Annotated in this window: 20 protein-coding genes; 9 read left to right on the top strand and 11 right to left on the bottom strand. The window is 66.3% G+C overall.

The features are described 5' to 3' along the window. Positions 1 to 8: 8 nt before the first annotated feature. The 5 genes from OY559_RS19485 to OY559_RS19465 all read right to left on the bottom strand — a co-directional run bounded on the left by OY559_RS19485 (position 9) and on the right by OY559_RS19465 (position 6,847). Positions 9 to 1,001: an AAA family ATPase gene (locus OY559_RS19485; protein ID WP_277730069.1), complete on the bottom strand. Its 993-nt coding sequence runs from the start codon at positions 999 to 1,001 to the stop codon at positions 9 to 11. 104 nt (positions 1,002 to 1,105) lie between these two features. Then, the gene (locus OY559_RS19480; protein ID WP_277727946.1) at positions 1,106 to 1,774 is read right to left on the bottom strand and encodes a DUF4159 domain-containing protein; all 669 of its coding nucleotides are present in this window, start codon (positions 1,772 to 1,774) and stop codon (positions 1,106 to 1,108) included. Between the two features lie 213 nt (positions 1,775 to 1,987). Beyond that, positions 1,988 to 3,322 (bottom strand): TldD/PmbA family protein, encoded by a 1,335-nt coding sequence (locus OY559_RS19475; RefSeq protein ID WP_277727945.1) that lies wholly within the window; start codon positions 3,320 to 3,322, stop codon positions 1,988 to 1,990. Between the two features lie 27 nt (positions 3,323 to 3,349). Further along, positions 3,350 to 4,984, bottom strand: a complete 1,635-nt coding sequence (locus tag OY559_RS19470) for a TldD/PmbA family protein (RefSeq protein WP_277727944.1) — start codon at positions 4,982 to 4,984, stop codon at positions 3,350 to 3,352. Between the two features lie 234 nt (positions 4,985 to 5,218). Next, a complete protein-coding gene (locus OY559_RS19465) occupies positions 5,219 to 6,847 on the bottom strand; it encodes a TldD/PmbA family protein (RefSeq protein ID WP_277727943.1) in 1,629 nt (542 codons plus the stop codon). 124 nt (positions 6,848 to 6,971) lie between these two features. On the opposite strand from OY559_RS19465, the gene OY559_RS19460 reads away from it, so the two are divergent. Together OY559_RS19460 and OY559_RS19455 are read left to right on the top strand one after the other, a co-directional pair. Further along, complete coding sequence (locus OY559_RS19460) at positions 6,972 to 7,805, top strand: NYN domain-containing protein (protein ID WP_277727942.1); 834 nt, start codon at positions 6,972 to 6,974, stop codon at positions 7,803 to 7,805. Beyond that, on the top strand, positions 7,805 to 8,404 hold the full coding sequence (locus tag OY559_RS19455; RefSeq protein ID WP_277727941.1) for a DUF938 domain-containing protein: 600 nt from the start codon (positions 7,805 to 7,807) through the stop codon (positions 8,402 to 8,404). Before OY559_RS19460 ends, OY559_RS19455 begins: the two co-directional genes overlap by 1 nt. A 3-nt stretch (positions 8,405 to 8,407) precedes the next feature. Here the strand turns inward: OY559_RS19455 and OY559_RS19450 are convergent, their stop codons facing one another. Together OY559_RS19450 and OY559_RS19445 are read right to left on the bottom strand one after the other, a co-directional pair. Beyond that, the gene (locus OY559_RS19450) at positions 8,408 to 8,839 is read right to left on the bottom strand and encodes a VOC family protein (protein ID WP_277727940.1); all 432 of its coding nucleotides are present in this window, start codon (positions 8,837 to 8,839) and stop codon (positions 8,408 to 8,410) included. Continuing rightward, positions 8,836 to 9,558 (bottom strand): iron-containing redox enzyme family protein, encoded by a 723-nt coding sequence (locus tag OY559_RS19445; RefSeq protein WP_277727939.1) that lies wholly within the window; start codon positions 9,556 to 9,558, stop codon positions 8,836 to 8,838. The genes OY559_RS19450 and OY559_RS19445 overlap by 4 nt, the downstream gene beginning before the upstream one ends. A 261-nt stretch (positions 9,559 to 9,819) precedes the next feature. Here OY559_RS19445 and OY559_RS19440 point away from each other — a divergent pair, with 261 nt between their 5' ends. Continuing rightward, positions 9,820 to 10,605 carry a hypothetical protein gene (locus OY559_RS19440; RefSeq protein WP_277727938.1) on the top strand — a complete coding sequence of 262 codons (786 nt, stop codon included), beginning with the start codon at positions 9,820 to 9,822 and terminating at the stop codon, positions 10,603 to 10,605. A 108-nt stretch (positions 10,606 to 10,713) separates the two neighbouring features. Here the strand turns inward: OY559_RS19440 and OY559_RS19435 are convergent, their stop codons facing one another. The 3 genes from OY559_RS19435 to OY559_RS19425 all read right to left on the bottom strand — a co-directional run bounded on the left by OY559_RS19435 (position 10,714) and on the right by OY559_RS19425 (position 16,145). Then, positions 10,714 to 12,027 carry a type II toxin-antitoxin system HipA family toxin gene (locus OY559_RS19435; RefSeq protein ID WP_277727937.1) on the bottom strand — a complete coding sequence of 438 codons (1,314 nt, stop codon included), beginning with the start codon at positions 12,025 to 12,027 and terminating at the stop codon, positions 10,714 to 10,716. A 3-nt stretch (positions 12,028 to 12,030) separates the two neighbouring features. Next, entirely contained in the window at positions 12,031 to 12,291 is a 261-nt protein-coding gene (locus OY559_RS19430) for a type II toxin-antitoxin system RelB family anti-toxin (RefSeq protein WP_277727935.1), read from the bottom strand. Between the two features lie 143 nt (positions 12,292 to 12,434). Then, entirely contained in the window at positions 12,435 to 16,145 is a 3,711-nt protein-coding gene (locus OY559_RS19425; RefSeq protein ID WP_277727934.1) for an indolepyruvate ferredoxin oxidoreductase family protein, read from the bottom strand. Positions 16,146 to 16,300: 155 nt separating this feature from the next. Between OY559_RS19425 and OY559_RS19420 the strand changes: the two genes are divergently transcribed. The 6 genes from OY559_RS19420 to OY559_RS19395 all read left to right on the top strand — a co-directional run bounded on the left by OY559_RS19420 (position 16,301) and on the right by OY559_RS19395 (position 20,705). Further along, positions 16,301 to 16,933 carry a tetratricopeptide repeat protein gene (locus OY559_RS19420; protein WP_277727933.1) on the top strand — a complete coding sequence of 211 codons (633 nt, stop codon included), beginning with the start codon at positions 16,301 to 16,303 and terminating at the stop codon, positions 16,931 to 16,933. Positions 16,934 to 16,984: 51 nt separating this feature from the next. Continuing rightward, a complete protein-coding gene (gene ggt / locus OY559_RS19415; RefSeq protein ID WP_277727932.1) occupies positions 16,985 to 18,718 on the top strand; it encodes a gamma-glutamyltransferase in 1,734 nt (577 codons plus the stop codon). Between the two features lie 68 nt (positions 18,719 to 18,786). Further along, positions 18,787 to 18,963 (top strand): hypothetical protein, encoded by a 177-nt coding sequence (locus OY559_RS19410; protein WP_277727931.1) that lies wholly within the window; start codon positions 18,787 to 18,789, stop codon positions 18,961 to 18,963. Between the two features lie 505 nt (positions 18,964 to 19,468). Beyond that, positions 19,469 to 19,699 (top strand): DUF1653 domain-containing protein, encoded by a 231-nt coding sequence (locus OY559_RS19405; protein ID WP_277730068.1) that lies wholly within the window; start codon positions 19,469 to 19,471, stop codon positions 19,697 to 19,699. Between the two features lie 7 nt (positions 19,700 to 19,706). Then, complete coding sequence (locus tag OY559_RS19400; protein ID WP_277727930.1) at positions 19,707 to 20,249, top strand: DUF1697 domain-containing protein; 543 nt, start codon at positions 19,707 to 19,709, stop codon at positions 20,247 to 20,249. 33 nt (positions 20,250 to 20,282) lie between these two features. After that, the gene (locus OY559_RS19395; RefSeq protein ID WP_277727928.1) at positions 20,283 to 20,705 is read left to right on the top strand and encodes a hypothetical protein; all 423 of its coding nucleotides are present in this window, start codon (positions 20,283 to 20,285) and stop codon (positions 20,703 to 20,705) included. 331 nt (positions 20,706 to 21,036) lie between these two features. Here the strand turns inward: OY559_RS19395 and OY559_RS19390 are convergent, their stop codons facing one another. Next, positions 21,037 to 22,758: an ExeM/NucH family extracellular endonuclease gene (locus OY559_RS19390; RefSeq protein ID WP_277727927.1), complete on the bottom strand. Its 1,722-nt coding sequence runs from the start codon at positions 22,756 to 22,758 to the stop codon at positions 21,037 to 21,039. Positions 22,759 to 22,887 lie beyond the last annotated feature (129 nt).

Raw genomic sequence — 22,887 nt, 5'->3', positions numbered from 1 at the left:
TGCGTCGATCAGGCGGTCAATGGCACGCCGCGCAGCAGCGCGGCGATCACGTCGTCCGCGCCGACCTGCTCGGCTTCCGCCGCGAACGACAGCAGCAGGCGGTGGCGCATCACCGGCTTGGCCAGCGCGACGATGTCCTCGCGCGTGGCCGCCAGGCGGCCGTGCAGCAGCGCGCGCGCTTTCGCGGCGAGCACCAGCGATTGGCCCGCGCGCGGACCGGCGCCCCAGCGCACGTACTTGCGGACCTCGTCGGGCACCCCGTCGCCGGGACGGCTGGCGCGCACCAGTTTCGTGATCCAGCGCAGCAGGTCGTCGCTGACATGTACGTCGCGCACGTGCTTCTGCAGCGCCAGCACGGCTTCGCCCTCCATTACGCGGGGCACGTCGCCATCCGCGCGGCCTGTGGTCTGCGCCAGGATGTCGTGCTCTTCCTGTTCGGTCGGGTAGTCCACGCGGATGTGCAGCAGGAAACGGTCCAGCTGCGCTTCCGGCAGCGGATAGGTGCCGGCCTGCTCCAGCGGGTTCTGCGTGGCCAACACGAAGAACGGCGAGGGCAGTGCATGCGTGGTGCCGGCGTAGCTGACAGTGCGTTCCTGCATGGCTTCCAGCAGTGCGGCCTGGGTCTTGGGGGGCGTGCGGTTGAGTTCGTCGGCCAGCAGCAGGTTGGTGAAGATCGGTCCCGGCTGGAAGCGGAAATGGCGATGACCCGTGCCATGGTCTTCTTCGAGCAACTCGGTGCCCAGGATGTCGCTGGGCATCAGGTCGGGCGTGAACTGCACGCGCCGGAACTGCAGGTGCAACGCCTGGCCCAGCGAGCGCACCAGCAGGGTCTTGCCCAGGCCGGGCACGCCTTCGAGCAGGCAGTGGCCGCCGGCGAGCAGGCCGATCAGCAACTGCTCCACCACATCCTGCTGGCCCACGATGGCCTGGCCGATGGCGGCGCGGAGCTCGCCGAGTTTGGCGAGCTGTTGCTGGAGGTCGGATTCGGTGAGGGGGGTCATGGTCATGTCGTCAGGGGAGGCAATGTAGGAGGGGCTTCAGCCCCGATGCTTGCTGCGGATCGACGGTCGGGCCTGAAGGCCCTCCTACAGGGGTGGTTCGGTAGTCATGTCGTCAGCGCATAGATCACGAGGTTGACAGCGAACTTCGTATTGTCCTCCGCCAGGAATCGCTTGTTGCGCCAGTCGTAGTCCCACTCGCAGCCGTAGTCCTTGTTGCTGTAGAGCACGCCGAGGCGGCCATTGATCTCGATGCCCTGCAGGTATTCGTGCACCAGGTCGTCGCCCCAACCGTTGAGTTCGAAGCTGGTGGCCGGCGGGCCGTCGAACGTGAAGAACGAGGAATAGATGGCATGCGTGTTCGGCAGTTTCTTCATCGCCTTGGCACCGAAGATCGACGCCATCTGCGCTTCGAACGACTTGGCGAACAGGCCGTCGATGTCGTGGTTGCAGTCGTCCACGAACACGAAGCCGCCGTTGCGCACGTAGCGCTCGAAATTGCGCCGCTCCGCCGGGTTGAACTCCACCAGCTTGTGCCCGGCCAGGTAGCAGAACGGTGCCGTCAGCATGCGCGGGTCGGACAGCGCCAGCACATGTTCCTTCGGGTCCACGCGCAGGGTGGTGTAGTCGATCAGCGACGTGATGAGGTTGGACGGCATGCGCGCGTCCACGTCCCAGTCGCCGGAGTCGTATTTCAGCCGGGTGAACCAGAAGTCGTAGGCGCCGGCGGCGCGTGCCTGCCTGGTCAATGCAGCCGTCACCACGCCGCCGAGCATGAGGTGGAGGAATTGTGCTCGCGTTAGCCGGGAGTGGAGCAAAGCCGGGAGTCTCTGAAAGCCCCTCTCCCGACGGCGACCGGAGGAAGTCCCTGTGGGAGAGAGGGGTTGGGGTGAGGGGCGATGGCGTCCTGACGGTTCAGGCATCACGGACTGCGCTCGCCCCTCATCCGCCCTGCGGGCACCTTCTCCCGAGGGGAGAAGGAGAAAGCGTTACACCGCGTCCGACAGCGACGTGAACGTGAAGTCGCGCAGTTTCATCGGTGGGATCATCATCACGAAGCTGGACTCGTCGCCGGCCACGCGCACCGGCTTGCCGAGCTCTTCGATGTTGTTGAGCATGATCACCGGCGACTCGTTGAAGCGGAAGTTCTTCACCGGGTGCTTGATCTGTCCGTTCTCGATGTAGAACGTGCCGTCGCGGGTCAGGCCGGTCAGCAGCACGGTCTGCGGGTCGACCATGCGGATGTACCAGGTGCGCGTGACCAGGATGCCCTTCTGCGTGCCGGCGACCAGCTCGGCGGTGGACTTGGTGCCGCCGGCCACCAGCAGGTTGCCCGGCGAACCGATCGCGCGCTTGCCCTGCTTCTGCGCCCAGAAGCGCGAGTACTCCAGGTTGACCACCTTGCCGTTCTCGACGATGGCCATCTTCTCCCGCGGCAGGCCTTCGTTGTCCCAGGGCATCACTTCCGCGCCCGGGTGCCACGGGTCGGCACTGATGTTCACGCGCGGGTCGTAGACCTGCTCGCCCAGTTTGTTGCCGCCGCCCTTCTTGGACAGGAAGCTGCGGCCTTCATCGGCCTGGCGCGCGTCGAAGAAATTCATCATGAAGGAGATCAGGCCCGCGGCCGCGGCCGGTTCCAGGATCACCGTGTACTTGCCCGGTTCCAGCGCCTTGGCTTCGGCCGATTCGCTGGCCTTGCGCATGGCAGTGCGGATGTCGCTATCGGCCTTGAAGGTATTCGCGTCCTTCAGGTTGCGGCCCACCCAGCCGGAACCCCGGCCGTCTTCGGTGCGCACCGTGCAGGTGTAGTTGAACGCGGTGGCCTTCTGGTAGCCGAAGTTGCCCTTGCTGTTGGCGAAGGCGACGAAGCTCTGGCCATCTTCAAGGAAGCCGGCGGCAATCAGCTTCTCGGCCTTGCACGGGCCGATCGAGTCGGCGGCCACCTGCGCACGGAATTCCGGCGTGATGGCGGCGGTGGATTCGCTGAAGGTGGGCGAGGCCTTGTAGGTCTGCTTCTCGACGGCCGGCATGAACTCGGGGTTTTCCGGTGCCAGGCGGGCGAGGTCTTCGGCGCGGCGGACCACGCGCTCCAGCGCGGCGTCGTCGAACTCGTTGATCGTCGCCACGCCGGTGCGCTTGCCGAACGCCACCTGCACGGCCAGGTCGGTATTGCTGACGATGCCGCTGGTGGACACATTGTTGAGGGCGAAGCGGATGTTGCCTTCGATCGAGCCGGTGAGGGAGGCGGTGCACTCATCGGCCTTGGACAGCGCGATGACCTTGTCCAGGATGGCCTTGGCCTGCGCTTCGGTGAGGATGCTCATGTTCTGGTGATCTCCTTAAAGCGCCGGTCAGCCGAGCGAGCGGGCGGTGTTGATGACGTTGATGCCGTTGAAGCGCGCGGTGGACGATCCGTGCGAGACGGCGGATACCTGGCCGGGCTGGCCCTTGCCGTCGAAGAACGAACCGCCCAGGCGGTAGTCGCTCTCGTCGCAGACCGCGGCACAGGCATTCCAGAATTCCGGCGTGCGGATCTGGTAGGCAACGTCCTCGATCTGCTGGGTGATCCTGCCGTTCTTGATCTCATAGAACAGCTGGCCGCCGAACTGCGCGTTGTAGCGCTGCTGGTCGATGGAGAACGAACCGTCGCCGATGATGTAGATGCCGTTCTCGACATCCTTGACCATGTCGGCGACCGAGAGCTTCTGCTTGCCGGCCGCCAGCGACACGTTGGCCATGCGCTGGAACTGCACGCTGCTCCACGAGTCGGCGTAGCAGCAGCCGTCGGATTCGGTCTTGCCCAGGATATGGGCCTGGTCGCGGATGGTCTGGTAGTCGACCAGCTTGCCGGCGCTGACCAGGTCCCAGCGCTTGGTCTTGACGCCTTCGTCGTCGTAACCGACCGCGCCCAGGCTGCCGGGCTGGGTCTTGTCGGCGAACAGGTTGACCAGCTCGCTGCCGTACTGGAAGCGCTGCTCGCGCTTGTCCAGCGTGGCGAAGCTGGTACCGGCGTAGTTGGCCTCGTAGCCCAGCACGCGGTCCAGTTCGAGCGGATGGCCGACGGATTCGTGGATGGTCAGCCAGGTGTGCGACGGGTCCAGCACCAGGTCGTACTTGCCCGGCTTCACCGACGGCGCGGTCAGCTTGGCGCGCGCCTGTTTGGCCGAGGCGATGGCGTCCTCCTTCATGTCGTAGGAGAGGCCGTAGTTGATCACCCCGTTGGGCGTGGTGAACTTCTGCGAGGCGTCGCCGTCCAGGTACTCGTAGCCCAGGCCCATCGGCGAGGACAGGCCGTCGCGGGTGCGGAACTTGCCGCTGGCCTTGTCGATGGCGGTCACGGTCATCGGCACCCAGATGCGGTGCACGTCCTGGTCGATGTACGAGCCGTCGGTGCTGGCGAAGTACTTCTGCTCGTTGACCAGGAACATCATCGAGTTGACGAAGTCCGCGCCCGCGTTGATCGCGGCGGCGTTCACGCCCAGCAGCAGGTCGACCTTGTCCTTGATCGGCACCTCCATCGCGTTCTTCTTGATCGGCGTCTTCCACGACACCTCGCCGAAGCCCGGCGCCTTGGCCAGTTGCACCGGCGCGGTCTGGGTCTTGCTGTTGGCCTTGGCGATGGCGGCGGCCTGGCGCGCGGCGCTGGCCACGCCTTCGGCGGTGAGCGTATTGGTGGCGGCGAAGCCCCAGGCGCCGTTGGCGATCACACGGATGCCGGCACCGGTGGATTCGGTGTTCACCACGTTCTGCACCTTGTCCTCGCGCGTGATCACGAACTGGCGCAGGTAGCGGCCGATGCGCACGTCGCAGTAGGTCGCGCCGGCCTGCTTGGCCGCTGCCAGCGCCGCATCGGCGAGGCGCTTCTTGAAGGCGACGTCCAGGGTGGACTGCAGTTGTTCGGCGGCGATCGCCTTGCCGAAGAAGGACGGCACCATCAGGCCGCCTACGCTGAGGCCGGTCAGGGCCAGAAAGTCACGACGTTGCAAGGCTGTTCTCCACCGGTTGGGCCTGCATGGGCAGGCGGGGACTGCGACGGACGCGTTGTGGCCCGCGCCATCCCCGCGCAGGTCGTCCCCGATTCTTGCCCCGTGTGCCGACAGCGTCAAATGACTTTAGGCATACATGGACCCACATTGCCTGTAGGAGCGCCCTCGGGCGCGATGCTCTTATGTGGCGGAACGAAGAGCATCGCGCCCGAGGGCGCTCCTACGGCCCGGCGGTCATCCGAGGCTGCGCGCGGTGTTGATGATGTTGACGCCGTTGAAGCGCGTGGTGGCCGATCCATGCGACACCGCTGAGACCTGGCTGGGCTGGCCCTTGCCGTCGAAGAACGAACCGCCGAGGCGGAAGTCGCGTGCATCGCAGATCGCTGTGCACGCATTCCAGAATTCGGGCGTGCGGATCTGGTAGGCGGCGTCCTCGACCTGGCGGGCCACTTCGCCATTCTTGATCTCGAAGTACAGCTGTCCGCCGAACTGGGCGTTGTAGCGTTGCTGGTCGATCGAGTACGACCCGCGTCCATGGATGTAGAGGCCGTTCTCGACACCCTTCACCATTTCCGCCACCGTCAGCGGCGTCTTGCCCGGCGCCAGCGACACGTTGGCCATGCGCTGGAACTGCACGCTGCTCCACGAATCGGCGTAGCTGCAGCCGTGCGAGGCGTCCTCGCCGAGGATGTGCACTTCGTCGCGGGTCGCCTGGTAGTTCACCAGCACGCCGTCCCTGACCAGGTCCCAGCGCCGGGTCTTCACGCCCTCGTCGTCGTAGCCGACCGCGCCGAGGCTGCGCGGCTCGGTCTTGTCGGCGGTGAAGTTGACGATCGGGCTGCCCCACTGGAACTTCTGTTCGCGCTTGTCCAGGGTGGCGAAGCTGGTGCCGGCGTAGTTGGCCTCGTAGCCCAGCACGCGGTCCAGTTCCAGCGGATGGCCGACGTTCTCGTGGATGGTCAGGAACAGGTTGGACGGGTCCAGCACCAGGTCGTACTTGCCCGGCTTCACCGACGGCGCGGCCAGCTTCGCGCGCGCCTGCTTCGCCGCGGCCACGATGTCCTCGCGCAGGTCATACGACGCGCCATAAGCCACCACGCCGCCCGGCAGCGCGAACTTGTCGGCAGCGTTGGCATCCAGATACTCGTAGCCCATGCCCATCGGCGCGGACAGACCGTCGCGGGTCTTGAACCGGCCGGTGGCCTTGTCCACTACGGTCACCGTGAAGGGCACCCAGATGCGGTGCACATCCTGGTCGATGTACGACCCGTCGGTGCTGGCGAAGTACTTCTGTTCGTTGATCACGAACATGCGCGAGGCCGCGAAACTGGCCCCGGCGGCCAGCGCGGTGGCGTTGGCGCCCAGCAGCAGGTCCACCTTCTCCTTCACGGGGACCGCCATCGCGTTCTTCACGATCGGGGTGCGCCACGCCACCTCGCCCACGCCCTTCAAGGGCGCCAGCTGCACCGGCTTGCCCTGGATGCGGGCGTTCGCCTGCGCGATGGTCACGGCCTGCCTTGCCGCAGCGGCGACGCCGTCGGGGGTCTGGTCGTTCGTCGCCGCGAAACCCCATGCGCCCTGCGCGATCACGCGCACGCCGATGCCGGAAGATTCGGTGTTCACCACATTCTGCACCTTGTCCTCGCGCGTGATCAGCGACTGGCGCAGGTAGCGGCCGATGCGGACATCGCAATAACTTGCGCCTGCTGCCGTCGCAGCCGCCAGCGCGGCATCGGCCAGGCGCTTCTTCATCGCCACGTCGCCGGGTTCCAGCAACGCCTCGGCAGCGATCACGCGCGTGGCGGGCAGGGCGAGTCCGGCGAAGGCCAGTCCGCCCAGGGCGAGGAAGTCGCGTCGTTGCATGTCGGGGTCCGGAAGCGGAAGCCCCCGGACTGTCGTCGGCATGCAGCGCAGCGTCAAGTGACGCCGGTCATGCCATCGATACGTGGTGCACAATGCGCCGTATTCCGCACAGGAGTCACCCCGCATGAAATCCCGTCCGACCTCCCGGCCCGAGAACGACGAGGAGCAGCCACGACTCGCGGTGCTGATCGATGCCGACAACGCCCAGCCCGCCGTCATCGAAGGCCTGCTGGCGGAGGTGGCCAAGTACGGCGTGGCCAGCGTGAAACGCATCTATGGCGACTTCACCAGCACGCGCATGACCCAGTGGAAGCAGGCGTTGCTGAAGCATTCGATCAATCCCGTGCAGCAGTTCGCCTACACCAGCGGCAAGAACGCCACCGACAGCTCGCTGATCATCGATGCGATGGACCTGATGTACACGCGGCGCTTCGATGGCGTCTGCCTGGTGTCGAGCGACAGCGACTTCACCCGTCTGGCGCAGCGGCTGCGCGAGGAAGGCCTGACGGTGTATGGCTTCGGCGAACGCAAGACGCCGGACGCGTTCGTGCAGGCGTGCGACAAGTTCATCTACGTCGAAGTGTTGCGCAGCGAGGTGTCCGCGCCGCCGCCGCCGCCGCCGGCCAAGCCCGCGAAGAAGTCCACCAGGCCCGTTGCGAAGAAGCCTGTGCCGCAGGCCGAACCGACTGCGGCGCCGGTAGCCGACGTCGTCAAGCCGGAATCGCTGCCGCTGCGCCTGATCCGCCAGGCCATCGAGGAAGCCAGCGACGACCAGGGCTGGGCCTTCCTCGGCAGCGTCGGCAGTTACCTGAGCAAAGTGCGTCCGGACTTCGATACCCGCCTGTACGGCCACAAGAAGCTCAGCGACCTAATGAAGGCGCATCCGCGCCACTTCACCGTCGAGGAGCGTGCGGGTGAGGGCGGGGCGAAGCGCTTCTATGTCCGGTCGGTCGGGTGATGGCGACGGAGAAGCCGTTCGCGCCGTCATGCGAACGCAACCAGGGACCGATCCTCGAGGTCCTGTTGCGCCACTTCGGCGATACGCGAAGCGTCCTTGAGATCGGCAGCGGCACCGGCCAGCATGCGGTGCATTTCGCAAACGCGATGCCCTGGTTGGCCTGGCAGTGCAGTGATCGCGCCGAGAACCTGCCGGGCATCGCGCTGTGGCTGGACGAGGCGGCGCGGCCCAATACGCCGCCTGCCATGGAGCAGGATGTCGACGGACCGTGGCCCGACACCACGTTCGATGCCGTCTTCACCGCCAACAGCCTGCACATCATGGGCTGGCCGCAGGTGCAGGCGTTTTTCGCCGGCGTCGATGGCGTGCTCGATGCCGGCGGGCACCTGATCGCCTACGGGCCCTTCAACTACGGCGGCGACTTCACCAGCGACAGCAACCGCGTGTTCGATCAGTGGCTGAAGGATCGCGATCCCGCTTCGGGCATCCGGGACTTCGAGGCGGTCGATGCGCTGGCGCGCGGCATGGGACTGGGGCTGGTCGAAGACAACGCGATGCCGGCGAACAATCGTTGCCTCGTCTGGCGGCGCATCGCCTGACGCTCAGGGAATGAAGGTCTGTCCGGGATCGTCGAACGACTTGAACTCCAGCGCGTTGCCCGACGGATCGAACAGGAACATGGTGACGTGCTGGCCCGGCTTGCCCTTGAGCCGCAGGTGCGGCGCTTCGTGGAACCGAATGCCGGCAGCCTTCAGGCGCATCGCGAGCGCCTCCCACGCGGCGCGGTCCAGGTTCATGCCGAAGTGCGGCACCGGCACCGCCTCGCCATCGAAGCGCCCGCTGTGCAGCGGCTCGCCATCGCCCCCGATGTGGGCCACCAGGTGGTGGCCGAAGAAGTCGAAATCCTGGTAAGAGGCGTCGCTGCGGCCCATCGGGCAGCCCATCGTGCCGCCGTAGAAGCGGCGGGCCTCGTCCAGGTCGCGCACGGGGAAGGCCAGGTGGAACTGGCTGATCGTGGCGGTGACGGCGTTCACGAGGCGACCTCCAGCTGCGGTGCGTGCGCATCGAGGATGTTCTGCCAGAACAGGTTCCAGGCGGTAATGCTGCGTTCGTAGCCGCGCGCGAGTTCGGGCAGCACGCTCGGGTCCTGGCGCAGGTACTCGTCGATCGCCGCGCGCGTCAGCTCGCCGTGGACGATGTCCTCCTCGCCGGTGTGGATCGTCCAGAACTCCCAGTCGATCATGTCCTCGTGCGCGCGCAGGTACGGGTGCTCGCGCATGTGGTCGAACATCACCGACAGGTAGGTCTGGCACAGGCATTCCCCGCCCATGCCGCGCAGCCCCACGCCGTAGGCGACGGGATTGCGGGTCATGTCGCGGGTGAGGCCCTGCAGGATGCGCGCGTTCGCCGGAAGCACGCGCTCGATATCGCGCTCGTCCACGCCGATGCTGGCCAGGAAGCGGTCGTACACCGTCGGGTGCGCGCGTGCCGGGTCGCCTTCGCCAAGCTCCTCCGACAGGATCTGGCCGAGCAGGCTGCGCAGACCACCGAACGGCAGCCGCGAGACCAGCAGGGCGAGATCGGTGATGTAGTCGATGGTGAAGAACCGGTACTGCACGCAAAAGCCGCGCAGGTCGGCGATGTCGAGGCTGGGAAGGACCTTCATGCGCTGTACGGCCAGCGCTTCGGTGGCCTCCTTCGCGGCGTCGGCGAAGCGCCAGAATCGCTCCCGGGTCAAGGGCTGGTCTTGCATTGCATCGCTCCAGTGGGTGGGGCGGAGCGCAGCGCGGCGGAAGCGCGCGTGCACGCCGTCGTCACGGATGATGGAGATCGCCGGCGTGAGAAGAACGTGCACACACGAGATGAATGCGCGACGCGTGCGTGAACGAACGCGCGGCGTCGGGCAGCGCTCATCGATGTGAAGAGAAACCGCCGTACGTCCATGGCGGGATTGCTAGCATCGCCGCGACGAACCGGAGGTGGCCATTGCGATACGGCCCGCAGGAACCGCGACATGAACGACCCGGCAAGCGAAGGCGTGCGGCTGCTGTGGACCAGCGGCTGGGATTCCACCTTCCAGCTGCTGCGCCTGCTGCTGGTGCATCGTCTGCCGGTGACGCCCTACTACCTGGAAGATCCGACGCGGGCGTCGACGCCCACCGAACTCGCGGCGATCGCGCGGATCACCGACGCCGTGCATGCGCAGTACCCGCATACGCGCGCGCTGTTGCGGCCGCTGCGCCGCTTCCGGGTCGCCGACCTGGCGCCCGATGCCGGCATCGCCGACGCGCTGCGCGAGGTGCGTACGCGGATGTACATCGGCAGCCAGTACGCGTGGCTGCCGATGTTCTGCAAGCAGCATGGCGTGGACGGTATCGAGATGAGCGTGCACGTGGACGACAAGGTGCAGGCGCTGCTGTCCTCGCGCGTGGTCGCGTTCCAGCAGACGGGCGCGTATCGCAGCGTGCGCGTGGCGCCGGGCCAGGCCGGCACGCCGGAGCACACGCTGTTCCGCTACTTCAGCTTCCCCCTGTTCTCCATCGACAAGCGCGCGATGGAAACGGAGGCGCGCCTGGCCGGTTGGGGCGCGCTGATGGAAATGACGTGGTTCTGCCATCGTCCGCTGCGCGGCAAGCCCTGCGGTGCCTGTGCGCCGTGTATCTATACGATCGAAGAAGGATTGGCGTGGCGCGTACCGCGCGCACGGCGCGCGCTATCGTTCGTCTACCGTACGTTCGCGCGGCCACTCAAGCCGCCGCTGCGGCAGGCGCTGGCGTCACTGCGGGGAAACCGCGCCTAGGCGCATGGCGGATCGAAGACAACGCGATGCTGGCGAACAGCCTCCGTCTGGTGTCGTGGAAGGCCATCGAGACGTAGCGAGCACAGCAATAGCGGCGTGGAACGTCCTTCAATGGCCGGGTGCCATTCCTCGCAATCTGTCGCCCGCGCGTCGAAGGCCGTCGAAGATGGCGTGCGCCACTTCGACGGGAAAATCTGTGGGCAGCTGAGCGGCGACCGACGTGATCGCCGGCTCTATCCTTCCCAGGAGGTCTTCCAGCCAGGGTTCGGCGCCGTGGCGAACGCCGCACGCCCGAGCTGTTTCGTTCCAGTGGCGTCGGCGTACGTTCAGCAGTTTCCGGTGCTTGTTCTTGCCGACCACCGACATGGCCAGCACGGCCTCGTGGGGATCCAGCTGTTGAGGGCCATGGCCCAGAATGGGATAGACGGACAACACGTCGTAAAGTGGCGTCAGGCGGAACCGGCCCTGTGGCTCGATGTGCAGGCTGAAGTTCTTCGCGTGTCCGTCCGTTGCGGCAAGCAGCCAGAACAGGATCTGCGTCTTGAAGAAGATCTCGCGGTCGCGGGGCTCGATGGACTGACGCAGCAGATCCATGATCTGCACGACCCCAGGCCCGCCATCGTTTTCGTACTTGCGCGAAGAAGGCAGGCCGAACACCTGGCAAAGGTCTTCCTGCGGCAGGCGGATCCACCAGCTGCCGTCCCCGGACAATCGCCTGTCGAAACGCTCGACCACCAGGACGCGAAGCTCTTCGAATCTGCCGATGGACGTGTTCGCCACGGGCAGGCCGAATGCACGCAACAGTTGCATGCAAAGCCACTCGTTCTCTACCGACGAGGCCATGTCGGCGCGCATGTTTCCCACCCGTCCGAGCGGCAGTTTGAATATGTGCGTGCTGGGCGTGCTCCCCAGTGGGACGCACCACTGTCCGTTGTGAAACAGGAGCGCGGTCTTTTCCTGTGCGCCCGCCAACGACAGGCGGAACGAATCTCCGTCGTGGTTTCCGGGCAACAGAGGGGATGCCACGCCCCGGAGAAGGCGGGCGACACCGGCCTCATCCAGGGCTCGGGCCTGGATGGTGCGTACTTCGTCCGGCAGAGTGTTCGCGGGCAACAGCTGGATCGCGCCTACGCAGTCACGGCCGATCTGTTCCAGCAGCGCGAACGTGCTGTTGGAAGGAACGGCGAAGCGATTGCGAAGGCGCGCACGGATGTTCGTGCTGTCTGGCAGCAAATTGTCGAAGTAGTTCTCCACCACGTCGCCACGGTGCGACGTGCCCTCCGGCAGCAGGGGCAGCGACAGGGACAAAGGGCGCGCCAAAGATGAGGCCAGCCAACTGGAAACGTAAGTCAGGCGCGTGGGCTGCGCATCCTGCCAAGTGGCGGCCTCCACACCGTTCATCCATATCCGCAGCTCACCCATGAGCTACCACTCCACCGCATCCAGCGAGGGCGAAGGGGGCGTGCGTGGAGCCAGCAACACTTGCAGGCCCAGGACAGCCCAGACTTTCATCAGGCGCTCGAATGTCGCGGCTTCCGGTCGGGCCTCCAGAGCGGTTACTGCTTGTCGTGTGATACCGAGCTGCTCGGCCAGGTCGGCCTGGGTCAAGCCTTGCTTCTTGCGCAGGGCGCGCAACAAAGGGGCCAGCTGCTGAGGTGTCTGGATCGGATACTGCGCGGCCGTCATGTGCGTGCCCTGTTGGATAGCACGGGCAACCTAGCGCTTGCCTATCCGAAACGCAAGCGATACGTTGCATTTTCGTAAAGCAACATATAGCTTGCATCCCTGGGAGCCACGCAACGAAAACCCCGCCGAAGCGGGGTTCCCGGTCACGCGGCCTGCACGATGTGCAGGGCTTTGGGATTGCGCCACAGGCCCAGCAGCTCGGCCTCGCGTGCCTTGGCCGCGTGCAGGTGCTTCTCCTTGACGTGGCCGTAGCCGCGGATGTGCTCGGGGATGCTGGCGATCTCCACCGCCAAGCCCAAGCGGTCGGCGTCCAGCGCAGCCAGCAGCTCGTCCATGGTCTTGCCGTAGTCCGCGATCAGCTGGCGCTCGCCCTTGCGTTCGTCGGTGTAGCCGAACACGTCGAACGTGCCACCGCGCAGGAAGCGCAGCTTCGCCAGCAGGCCGAAGGCCTTGAACATCCACGGGCCGTATTCCTTCTTCATCAGGCGGCCGTGCGCATCCTTCTTGGCGAACAGCGGCGGCGCCAGGTGGAAGTGCACCTGGTAGTCGCCGTCGAACTGCTGCTGCAGGCGGCGCTGGAAGTCGCCGCTGGTGTACAGGCGCGCCACTTCGTACTCGTCCTTGTACGCCATCAGCTTGAAGAAGTAGCGGGCCACGGCCTCGGTCAATGCCGTCGACCCCGGCGCCTTGATGTTCTCGGCCGAGCGCACCTTCGCCACCAGGTCGGTGTAGCGGCGCGCGTAGGCGGCATCCTGGTATTCGGTGAGGAAGGCCGAGCGACGCGCGACCAGTTCGTCCAGCGAGCGCGAGAGGCGCAGGTCGTCCAGCGGCAGGAAGGCGACGTTGTCGCCGCTGCCCGCACCGTTGTCTGGCAGGCCGCGCAGTTCGCTCTCGTTGCCCGGGTTGCGCGGCGCGGCATTGGCGCCCCACTCGGTGCTTTCCCACTCGCCTGGCGGCAGGATCTGCAGCGTCCCCGGCGTACGCTCGCTCTCGGTTTGCGCGTTGTGGATCAAGCCGGCAGCTTCCTGCACGGCGAGCGGGTTGACCACCGCCAGGCGGCCCCAGGCGAAGGCGGTCTTGTTCATCTCGATGGCGGCGCCGTTGAGCTCGACCGCGCGCATGATGGCGTCGTACGAGATCGGCACCAGACCCTGCTGCCACGCGTATCCGAGCATGAAGAGGTTGCTGGCGATCGCGTCGCCCATCAGTGCGGTCGCCACCTGGGTGGCATCGACCAGCATCGGTTCGCGACCACCCAGGGCGACCTTCACGCCGGCGACGATGTCGTTGGCCGGGAACTGCATGTCCGGGTGGGTGGTGAACGTGCCCGGCATCGCCTCGTAGGTGTTCAGCACCACCTGCGAGCGTTCGCCCCGCACCTTCGACAGCACCCAGTAGTCGTTGACCACCACCATGTCGCAGCCCAGCACCAGGTCGGCTTCGCCGGCGGCGATGCGCACGGCGTGGATGTCTTCCGGCGTGCGCGCGATGCGGATGTGCGTGGTCACCGCGCCGCCCTTCTGCGCCAGGCCGGTCTGGTCGAGCACGCTGGCGCCCTTGCCTTCCAGGTGGCCGGCCATGCCGAGCAGCGCGCCGATGGTCACCACGCCGGTGCCGCCGACGCCGGTGATCAGGATGTTCCAGGGCTGGTCGAGGTCGGACTTGAATGTAGGTGCCGGCAACGCGGCCAACAGATCCGCCGCATTGGCTTTCTTGCCCTTGCGCGGCGTGCCGCCGTGCACGGTGACGAAGCTGGGGCAGAAGCCGTCGACGCAGCGGAAGTCCTTGTTGCAGTTGGACTGGTCGATCTCGCGCTTGCGGCCGAACTCGGTCTCCTTCGGCAGCACCGACACGCAGAAGCTCTTCACGCCGCAGTCGCCGCAGCCTTCGCAGACCAGCGTGTTGACCATCGTGCGCTTGGCCGGGTCCGGCAGCTTGCCGCGCTTGCGGCGGCGACGCTTCTCGGTGGCGCAGACCTGGTCGTAGATCAGGATCGAGACGCCCTTTACTTCACGCAGGTGGCGCTGCACGTCGTCCAGTTCCGCGCGGTCGAAGAACTCCACGCCGCTGGGGAACAGCTCGCGCTTGCTCCACTTGCCCACGTCGTCGCTGACCACGACGATGGTATCCACACCCTCGGCGCGCATCATGTGGGCGATCTGCGGCACCGACAGCGTGCCGTCCACCGGCTGGCCGCCGGTCATCGCCACGGCGTCGTTGTAGAGGATCTTGTAGGTGATGTTCACCCCGGTGGCCACCGACTGGCGTACCGCCAGCGAGCCGGAGTGGAAGAACGTGCCATCGCCCAGGTTCTGGAAGACGTGCTCGGTCTCGGTGAACGGTGCCTGCCCGGACCAGGTGACGCCTTCGCCGCCCATGTGGGTGAAGGTGTCGGTGTTACGGTCCATCCACGTGACCATGTAGTGGCAACCGATACCGCCGAGCGCGCGCGAACCTTCCGGTACCACCGTCGAGGTGTTGTGCGGGCAGCCGCTGCAGTAGTGCGGTACGCGCGGGAAGTTGGCGCGCGGCAGCGCCATTTCGGCTTCCTTCTCCTCCATCCAGCGCAGGCGCTGTTCGATGGACTCCGTCGTGAAGAAGCGCTGGATGCGGCGGCCGATCACGCCGGCGATGGTGGCCGGGGTCAGTTCGCCGGTGGACGGCAGGATCCACTCGCCGGCTTCGTCGTACTTGCCGACGATGGACGGGCGCGTGCCCGCATTCGCCGGCCAGTTGTAGAAGTATTCCTTCATCTGCCGCTCGATGAAGGCGCGCTTCTCCTCCACCACGACGATGTCTTCCAGGCCCTTGGCGAACTCGGTGATGCCCACCGGCTCCAGCGGCCAGGTCATGCCGACCTTGTAGACGCGGATGCCGATGTCGGCGCAGGCCTGTTCGTCCAGGCCGAGGTATTCCAGCGCCTGCAGCACGTCCAGGTAGCTCTTGCCGGTGGTGACGATGCCCAGCCGCGCTCGCGGCGAATCCAGCACGATGCGATCCACCTTGTTCGCCCGCGCGAACGCCTGCGCCGCGGCGACCGCGTACTTGTGCAGGCGCATCTCCTGGTCCAGCGGCGGATTCGGCCAGCGGATGTTGAGGCCGCCGGCCGGCATGGCGAAGTCCTCCGGCAGGATGATCTCGCGCGCGAACGGATCCACCTGCACTGAAGCCGACGATTCCACCGTCTCGGCGATCGTCTTGAAGCCGATCCAGCGGCCGGTGTAGCGGCTCATCGCCCAGCCCACCAGGCCCAGGTCGAGGATGTCCTGCACGCCGGCCGGGTTCAGCACCGGCATCATCGCGCTGACGAATTCGTCTTCCGACCCGTGCGGCAGCGTCGAGCTGCGGCAGTTGTGGTCGTCCGCCGCCAGTGCGAGCACGCCGCCGAACTTCGAAGTGCCGGCGGCGTTGCCGTGCTTGAACACATCGCCGCAGCGGTCCACGCCGGGCCCCTTGCCGTACCACATCGAATACACGCCATCGACCTTGGCGCCCGGGAACAGATTGGTCTGCTGCGTACCCCAGACCATCGTGGCGCCCAGATCCTCGTTGAGGCCCGGCGTGAACTTCACCGCGGCGGCTTCAAGATGTTTGCGCGCGCGCCACAGCTCCAGGTCGAAGCCGCCCAGCGGGCTGCCGCGGTAACCGCTGATGAAGCCGGCGGTGTTCAGCCCGGCGGCCTGGTCGCGCAGCCGCTGCATCAGCGGCAGGCGCACCAGCGCCTGCACACCGCTCAGGTAGATGCGGCCGTCGGTGCGGGTGTATTTGTGCTCCAGCGTGTAATCGCTGTCGATCACCCCGATCTGCGGCGTGTTGGCGGACGAGGGCGAGGTGAGTTCGGCGGTGCTGGTCATGGCGGGCCCAAAGCGGCTGGCGTGGCCCGAAAACCCCTCGGGCATGAAGGCGCGCATTGTAACAGCGGCTTTTTCTGTGACGCCGGTCACTCGGCTGTTGTGCGTTGCAGCGGTTAGGATGGCAGTCGGGGGAACACTGTTGTCTGGGGGATGCTGTGAAATCCGGTAAATATCTGCTGCTGGCCACCGTGCTGGCATTGAGCGTTTTTTCGGCGCAGGCGCAGAACCTGCCGAAGCCGAAGGAGTTCTACTTCGACGAAGACCGCGCGGCGGCACCCGTGGTGGCGATCACCGGCGTGGAGGGCGACGCGTTGATCGACCAGCTGATGAAGGCGCGCGAACGCGGCCGCAAGACGGTGGAAGCCACCGCCCAGCTGGCGCATGTCGCCATTGCGGGCGGCCGCGCCGATCTGGGCGTACAGCTGTATCAGCAGGCGCTGGCCGGTGCACAGGACGGCAGCCATACATGGCGGTCGATCCGCTGGAATTACGGCTGGGATCTCTACCGGCAGGGACAATTCCAGGAGGCGCTGGACCAATGGATCCCGCTGGTGGGCGCCGTAGGCGGGGCTTCGTGGGTGCCGCCTACGCTGGCGCTGGCGTTGTGGAAGCTGGACCGCAAGGACGAAGCCGTGCAGTGGTATGGCGCCGCCGTGCGCACCGAGCCCACGCAGTGGACCGACGCGCGGAACTTCGCGGCACTGCTGCCGGACTGGCGGCAGGAAGACCGCGACACCCTGGCCGAAGTGCTCGGCGCGTGGCAGGTCAATCCGCCGACGTGGCCGTAATGCGTAATATCGGCGGCTGAAGGCGCGCGCGGTGCGCGCCATCGTCCGACGATGATGCGCACTCTCCTGATGTCCTGCCTGGCGACGGCCTTGGCCGCCGCCGCCGTCCTGCCCGCTTCCGCCGCCGACCGCATCACCGGGCGTGCATTCGCCACGCGTTCGGACGTGATCGCGCCGCACGCGATGGCCGCCACTTCGCACCCGCTGGCCACGCAGATCGCGCTGGACGTGATGAAGCAGGGCGGTACCGCGATGGATGCGGCCATCGCCGCCAACGCGGCGCTCGGCCTGATGGAGCCCACCGGCAACGGCATCGGCGGCGACCTGTTCGCCATCGTCTGGGATCCGAAAACGAAGAAACTGCACGGCTACAACGGCTCGGGCCGTTCGCCGAAGTCGCTGACGCTGGACTACTTCAAGCAACAGGGCATCACCGACATTCCGCCGCACGGGCCGCTGCCGGTGAGCGTGCCGGGTACCGTCGACGGCTGGTTCGCGCTGCATGGCCGCTTCGGCAGATTGCCGATGCGCGACGTGCTGGCGCCGACCATCCGCTATGCGCGCGAAGGGCATCCCGTGCACCAGACGATTGCGTACTACTGGGAACGCTCGGTGCCGCGGCTGTCGAAGTTCCCGGGCTTCACCGAGCAGTTCACCCTCGATGGACGCGCGCCGCGTACCGGCGAGATGTGGAAGAACCCGTACCTCGCCGCCACATTGCAGAAGATCGCCGATGGCGGCCGCGACGCGTTCTACAAGGGCGACATCGCCCGCACCATCGACGCGTACTTCAAGGCCAACGGCGGCTTCCTGTCGTACGAGGACATGGCGGCGCACACCGGCGAATGGGTCACGCCCGTCAGTACCAACTATCGTGGCTACGACGTGTGGGAACTGCCGCCGAACGGGCAGGGCATCGCCGCGCTGCAGATGCTCAACGTGCTGGAAGGCTACGACTTCTCGAAGATTCCCTTCGGCAGTCCCGAGCACGTGCACCTGCTGGTGGAAGCCAAGAAGCTGGCATTCGCCGACCGCGCGCGCTGGTATGCCGATCCCGCCTTCCAGCCCGCGCCCGTTGCGCGCCTGATCTCCAAGCCCTACGCGCGCGATCGCGCGAAGCTGATCTCGTCCGACAAGGTGCTGCGCGAAGTGCAGCCCGGCACGCCGAAGGAACTGGACGAAGGCGACACCATCTACATGACCGTGGCCGACAAGGACGGGATGATGGTCTCGCTGATCCAGTCCAACTACCGCGGCATGGGCAGCGGCATGGCGCCGACCGGCCTGGGTTTCATCCTGCAGGACCGCGGCGAGATGTTCGTGCTGAACGGCTGCGACGGCGCCGCGCCGCATCCCAACTGCTACGCACCGGGCAAGCGCCCGTTCCAGACCATCATCCCGGCCTTCATCACGAAGGATGGCAAGCCGTGGGTCAGCTTCGGCGTGATGGGCGGCGCGATGCAGCCGCAGGGGCATGTGCAGATCGTGATGAACCTGGTCGACTTCGGCATGACCCTGCAGGAAGCCGGCGACGCCCCGCGCATCCAGCATGACGGCTCCACCGAACCGGTCGGCAGCGCCACCGCGATGACCGACGGCGGCGTGGTGCAGCTGGAGTCCGGCTTCCCCTACGAAACCGTGCGCGCACTGATGGACAAGGGCCACCACGTCGAATGGGCGCTGGGCCCGTACGGCGGCTACCAGGCGATCAAGCGCGACCCGGAGACCGGCGTGTACTACGGCGCCAGCGAGAGCCGCAAGGATGGGCAGGCGGCGGGGTATTGAGGGAGAGCATCGTGCTGAGACGCTACTGGTTCCAGACGGGCCACGGCCTCGGATACGGAGTGACCGCTATGTCGGTCGACGATGCACGCGACCTGCTCGCGAAGTACGGTTATCCGTCAGCAGATGTGCGGATCACCGGCATCATCGAAGATGTGGCCGTGGATACTCTCGATGCGAATCATGTCTTGCCGAATGCCGGACCGCTGGTCGTACGAGGAATATGGTACCCGCGGCATAACCTCTAGCTGCGTAGGATGGGTTGAGCCGCAGGCGATACCCATCATTTCCTCATCAGAAGAGAAACACGTGGGCAAGTCGGCATCGTCGTTGAAAGCCGCTTCGCTCTATCCATCCTACGAGCCTCTCCGCCCGACCGAACAAGGACTGCTCGATGAGTGCCCTCGCCAGCTTCTTTGGCTTCGACCCTGAGTCGAATTGGCCGGAATGAATGATGATCCTTCCAACCTTCTAAACTCACCAGCGAAAATAAAGGCCTTCATTGAGAAGGGCCCTGAAGACCACTACGGCGAGGTCTTCATCAATATTGATCTGCAGTCGGGAACCTTGGCGTTCCGGGACAAGGATGTCGAATATCATGCAGGCATCCTTAGCTCGTTGGCGCAAAGCTCGTATGACGGACTGAGCGAAGCAGCTTTCAATGGCGACCCTTACCTGCCAGCACGCCACCCTCAAACCTACGACGATGGGTATCGCTTCGCTCAACCCATCCTACGAACCTGGATGCACGCCATGGCCACACTCCCCGCCCTTCCCGCACTCGCCCCCGGCCTCTACCGCCACTACAAAGGCAACGACTACGAAGTGGTCGCAGTGGCGCGGCACAGCGAGACGCTGGAGCCGGTGGTGGTGTACCGCGCGCTGTATGGCGAAGGCGGGCTGTGGGTGCGGCCGTACGCGATGTTCTGCGAAGAAGTGGCGGTAGACGGGCGGAGCGTGCGGCGCTTCGCGCCGGTCGAATGAGGCGGGCATGACCACCTGCATCGCCCTCCTCCGCGGCATCAATGTCGGCAAGGCCAAGCGCATCGCCATGGCGGACCTGCGCGTGCTCCTGGAAGGGCTCGGCTACACCGATGTCGCCACGCTGCTCAACAGCGGCAACGTGGTGTTCAAAGCGGGCAAGGGCACGCCGAAGAAGCTCGCTGCCGACATCTCGGCCGCCATCGCGACGCGCCTCGGCATTGAGGTCCCCGTCATTGTGGCATCGGCCAAGGAACTGGCGCTCATCGTCCGCGAGAACCCGTTCGCCTCGGTCGACGATCCCTCGCGCCTGCTGGTCGCCTTCGTGGCGGAAACCGGCATGCTGTCGGCCATGTCGGCGATCGAGCCGCACGTCGTCGCGCCGGAGAAGTTCCACGTCGGCACGCACGCCGCCTACCTGCATTGCGCCAGCGGCATCCTGGAAAGCAAGGCGGCCGAAACGCTGCTGGGCAAGGCAGGCAAAGCCGCCACCACCCGCAACTGGGCCACCGTGTTGAAACTGCAGGCGCTGGTCGACAAGATCGATGCCTGACCTCCGTTCCTTTCCCTGCCGATGCCATCGCCCATGACGATCGCTCGCTTCCGTCTGTTCCTGATCGCTTCCGCGACCCTCTCCATCGCGGCCATCGCGACGGTCTTCCTGCCCGATGGCTACTCGCAGGCGCTGGCGGATGCCTATGCCAGTGAGCCGCCGCCGTGGTTGTTCAAGAAGGAAGGGATCGCGACCGGGGTGGGTATGGCGGCACTCGCCATCACGGTAGTGGGGTTCGCGGGCCTCTTCCTGTTGAAGCGCTGGGGTCGCGCGCTGTCGCTGGGCATCACCGTGCTCTGCTTACCCCTGTATCTGCTGACCGGCCCCACGTTATCGTCGCCGATCGAGGCGATGCTGACTGATGCGTCGACGCTGGCGTGGGGCGCATGCCTGGCGCTGGCCTACTGCTCGCCGGTCGCTGCGCGCATCGAGGGCCGGGTTGCGCCGGGCCCATAGACGCCGCCGATGTCCTTCTGTGCCATGACGAAGTAATTTTCTTCGACGTCGAAGCTCGGAACTCTGCGGGCGAGGCTCTTTTGTTCGTCATGGCACAAGAAAGCTTCGTCATCTCACCCCAAAGCCTTGTCATCGCACAATGGAACAGCGACGACGCACCTCCGAGGTGCGGCATCTCACCTGAATGCATCGTCGACTCACTTCAAAGCTTCGTCAAGGCACCTGAATGCTTCGTCGATGGGGAGAAAATAACTTCGTCAGCGCACATCAGAACTTCGATGTCGCACATCGAAGCTTGAGTGAGGCCTGCGGGCGCATCGCCGGGTCTGCGTCAGAGATCGAAGCCGAGCAGCAGCGGATCGTGGTCGGAGCTGCGGAAGGGCACGGCGGGGTCGCCGTCGGCGTAGCCCTGCGCATCCTGTTCGTCGGCATTGATGTGCCACTCGGCGGCGCCGCGCAGCTGCTTCGCCAGTGAGGGGCTGAGCAGGGCGTGGTCGAGCCGGCCGGTCAGGCCGCTGTAGACGTAGCTGTAGGGCTGTTCCACGCCGGCCTGTTTGAAGGCATCCACCCAGCCGGCGTCGTCGCGCAGCCAGCGCACCGGCGCTTCCATCGCATAGGCGTTGAAGTCGCCGAGCATGACGATGCGGTCAGTGCGCGTGCGGGTCGGGTCGGCTTTCAACCACGCATCCAGACGCTTGGCCGAATCCAGGCGCAGCGCATTCCAGCAGCCCGCACCGTCCTTCTGGTCGGCGTCCGGGCCGGTGGCTTCCGAGCAGCCCTTGGACTTCAGGTGGTTGGCGACCACGACGAAGGGTTTGCCGCTGCCGTGCACGAACGCCTGTGCCAGCGGACTGCGGCTGCGTTCGCCGAACGGACCTTCCTGCAACGTCGCAGGCTTGCCGGTGGGCTTCACGCGGTCGCTGCGATAGATCAGGCCTACACGGATGGTGTCGGGGCCCGGGCCCTGCTTCGCGTCGATGAAGCGCCACGTACCGCCGCCCGCATTGAGCACGGCGACCAGCTGCGCCAGGCTGGAATCCGCGCCGTAGCCGTCGTTCTCCAGCTCCATCAGCGCGGCGATGTCGGGGTTCAGGCCGCGGATCGTGGCGGTGAGCTTGGCTAGCTGGGCTTTCAGCTGCGCGGGCGTCTTCGCACCGCGTTCGGTGGGAAAGCCGCCGCCCTTGCCGTCGCCGTTGAAGAGGTTTTCCAGATTGAAGGCGGCGACGCGCACATTGCCGGCGACCTGCGGAGTGGCCGGGCGTTCCGGCGCGGCGATCGTCGGCGCGGCGGTGAGCTGCAGGCGCCAACTGCCCAGGCGCTGCTCGACGATGCCCTGCACGCCGGTCAGCACGGTGCCGGTGCGCAGTGGCTGGCCGTCCTTCACGTACCAGACGGTGGACGGATCGCGCTTGGCGCTGCCGTCGTCCAGCAGCAGGGTGCGGCGCGCATTGTCGGCGGCGAGGCGCTTGGCCTCGGCGCTGCCGGGTGCGGCGAGTTCGCTGGGCTGCCAGAGGCGGCCGTCGAAGCTGGCGATCAGTTCGCCGAAGCGCTCGAGCGTATGCGTGCCACTGAGCGTGAGCGGGGCGTCGATGCGGACGAGCATGCCTTCCAGCGCTTCCCAGTCGCCGGGTACCGAGGTCAGCACGGTGGGCGGGATGCTGCCTTTGCCGCGCGGCTGGATCACAGGCGCGTGGAGTGCGGTCAGCGTGTCGTCTCCACCTGCCTTGCGCTCCCCGACGATGCCGCGCACGCGGACGCGATCGCCTGCGGTGACGGCCGGCACGGGTGCGCCCTCCTCGAAGGCCACGAACAGGGCGTCGGAGGTCGCCGCCTTCCCGTCACCGGCGTCCTGCACGAAGAAGCCGCCCAGATCCGGGAAGGCCCCAGTGACGATGCCTTCGACCGTGACGGTCTGGCCGTCGAGCGCGCTGCGCGTGCTTTCACCCTGCACCTGGCCGATGGGCATGACGCGCTCCTTCGGTGTGGCCGCGCACGCGGGCAGCGTCAGGGAGGCGAGCAGGGCGGGGATGAGCAACGAGCGGGGAGACGTCATCGTGGGGCGACCTTTGGAGCGAGGCGGCAAGGGTAAACGGAATGGGTGACGGCAGATGCGATGCCGGTGCGCCGCCGCGTCCCGCGTGCTGGGCGAGGGTCGACGCGCTATCGCGCGCGGGTGTCGGGT

It is taken from the genome of Pseudoxanthomonas sp. SE1 (assembly GCF_029542205.1).
Lineage (GTDB): Bacteria > Pseudomonadota > Gammaproteobacteria > Xanthomonadales > Xanthomonadaceae > Pseudoxanthomonas_A.
Note: the sequence above shows the minus strand (reverse complement) of the source record. Positions and strands in the feature narration are given on the sequence as shown.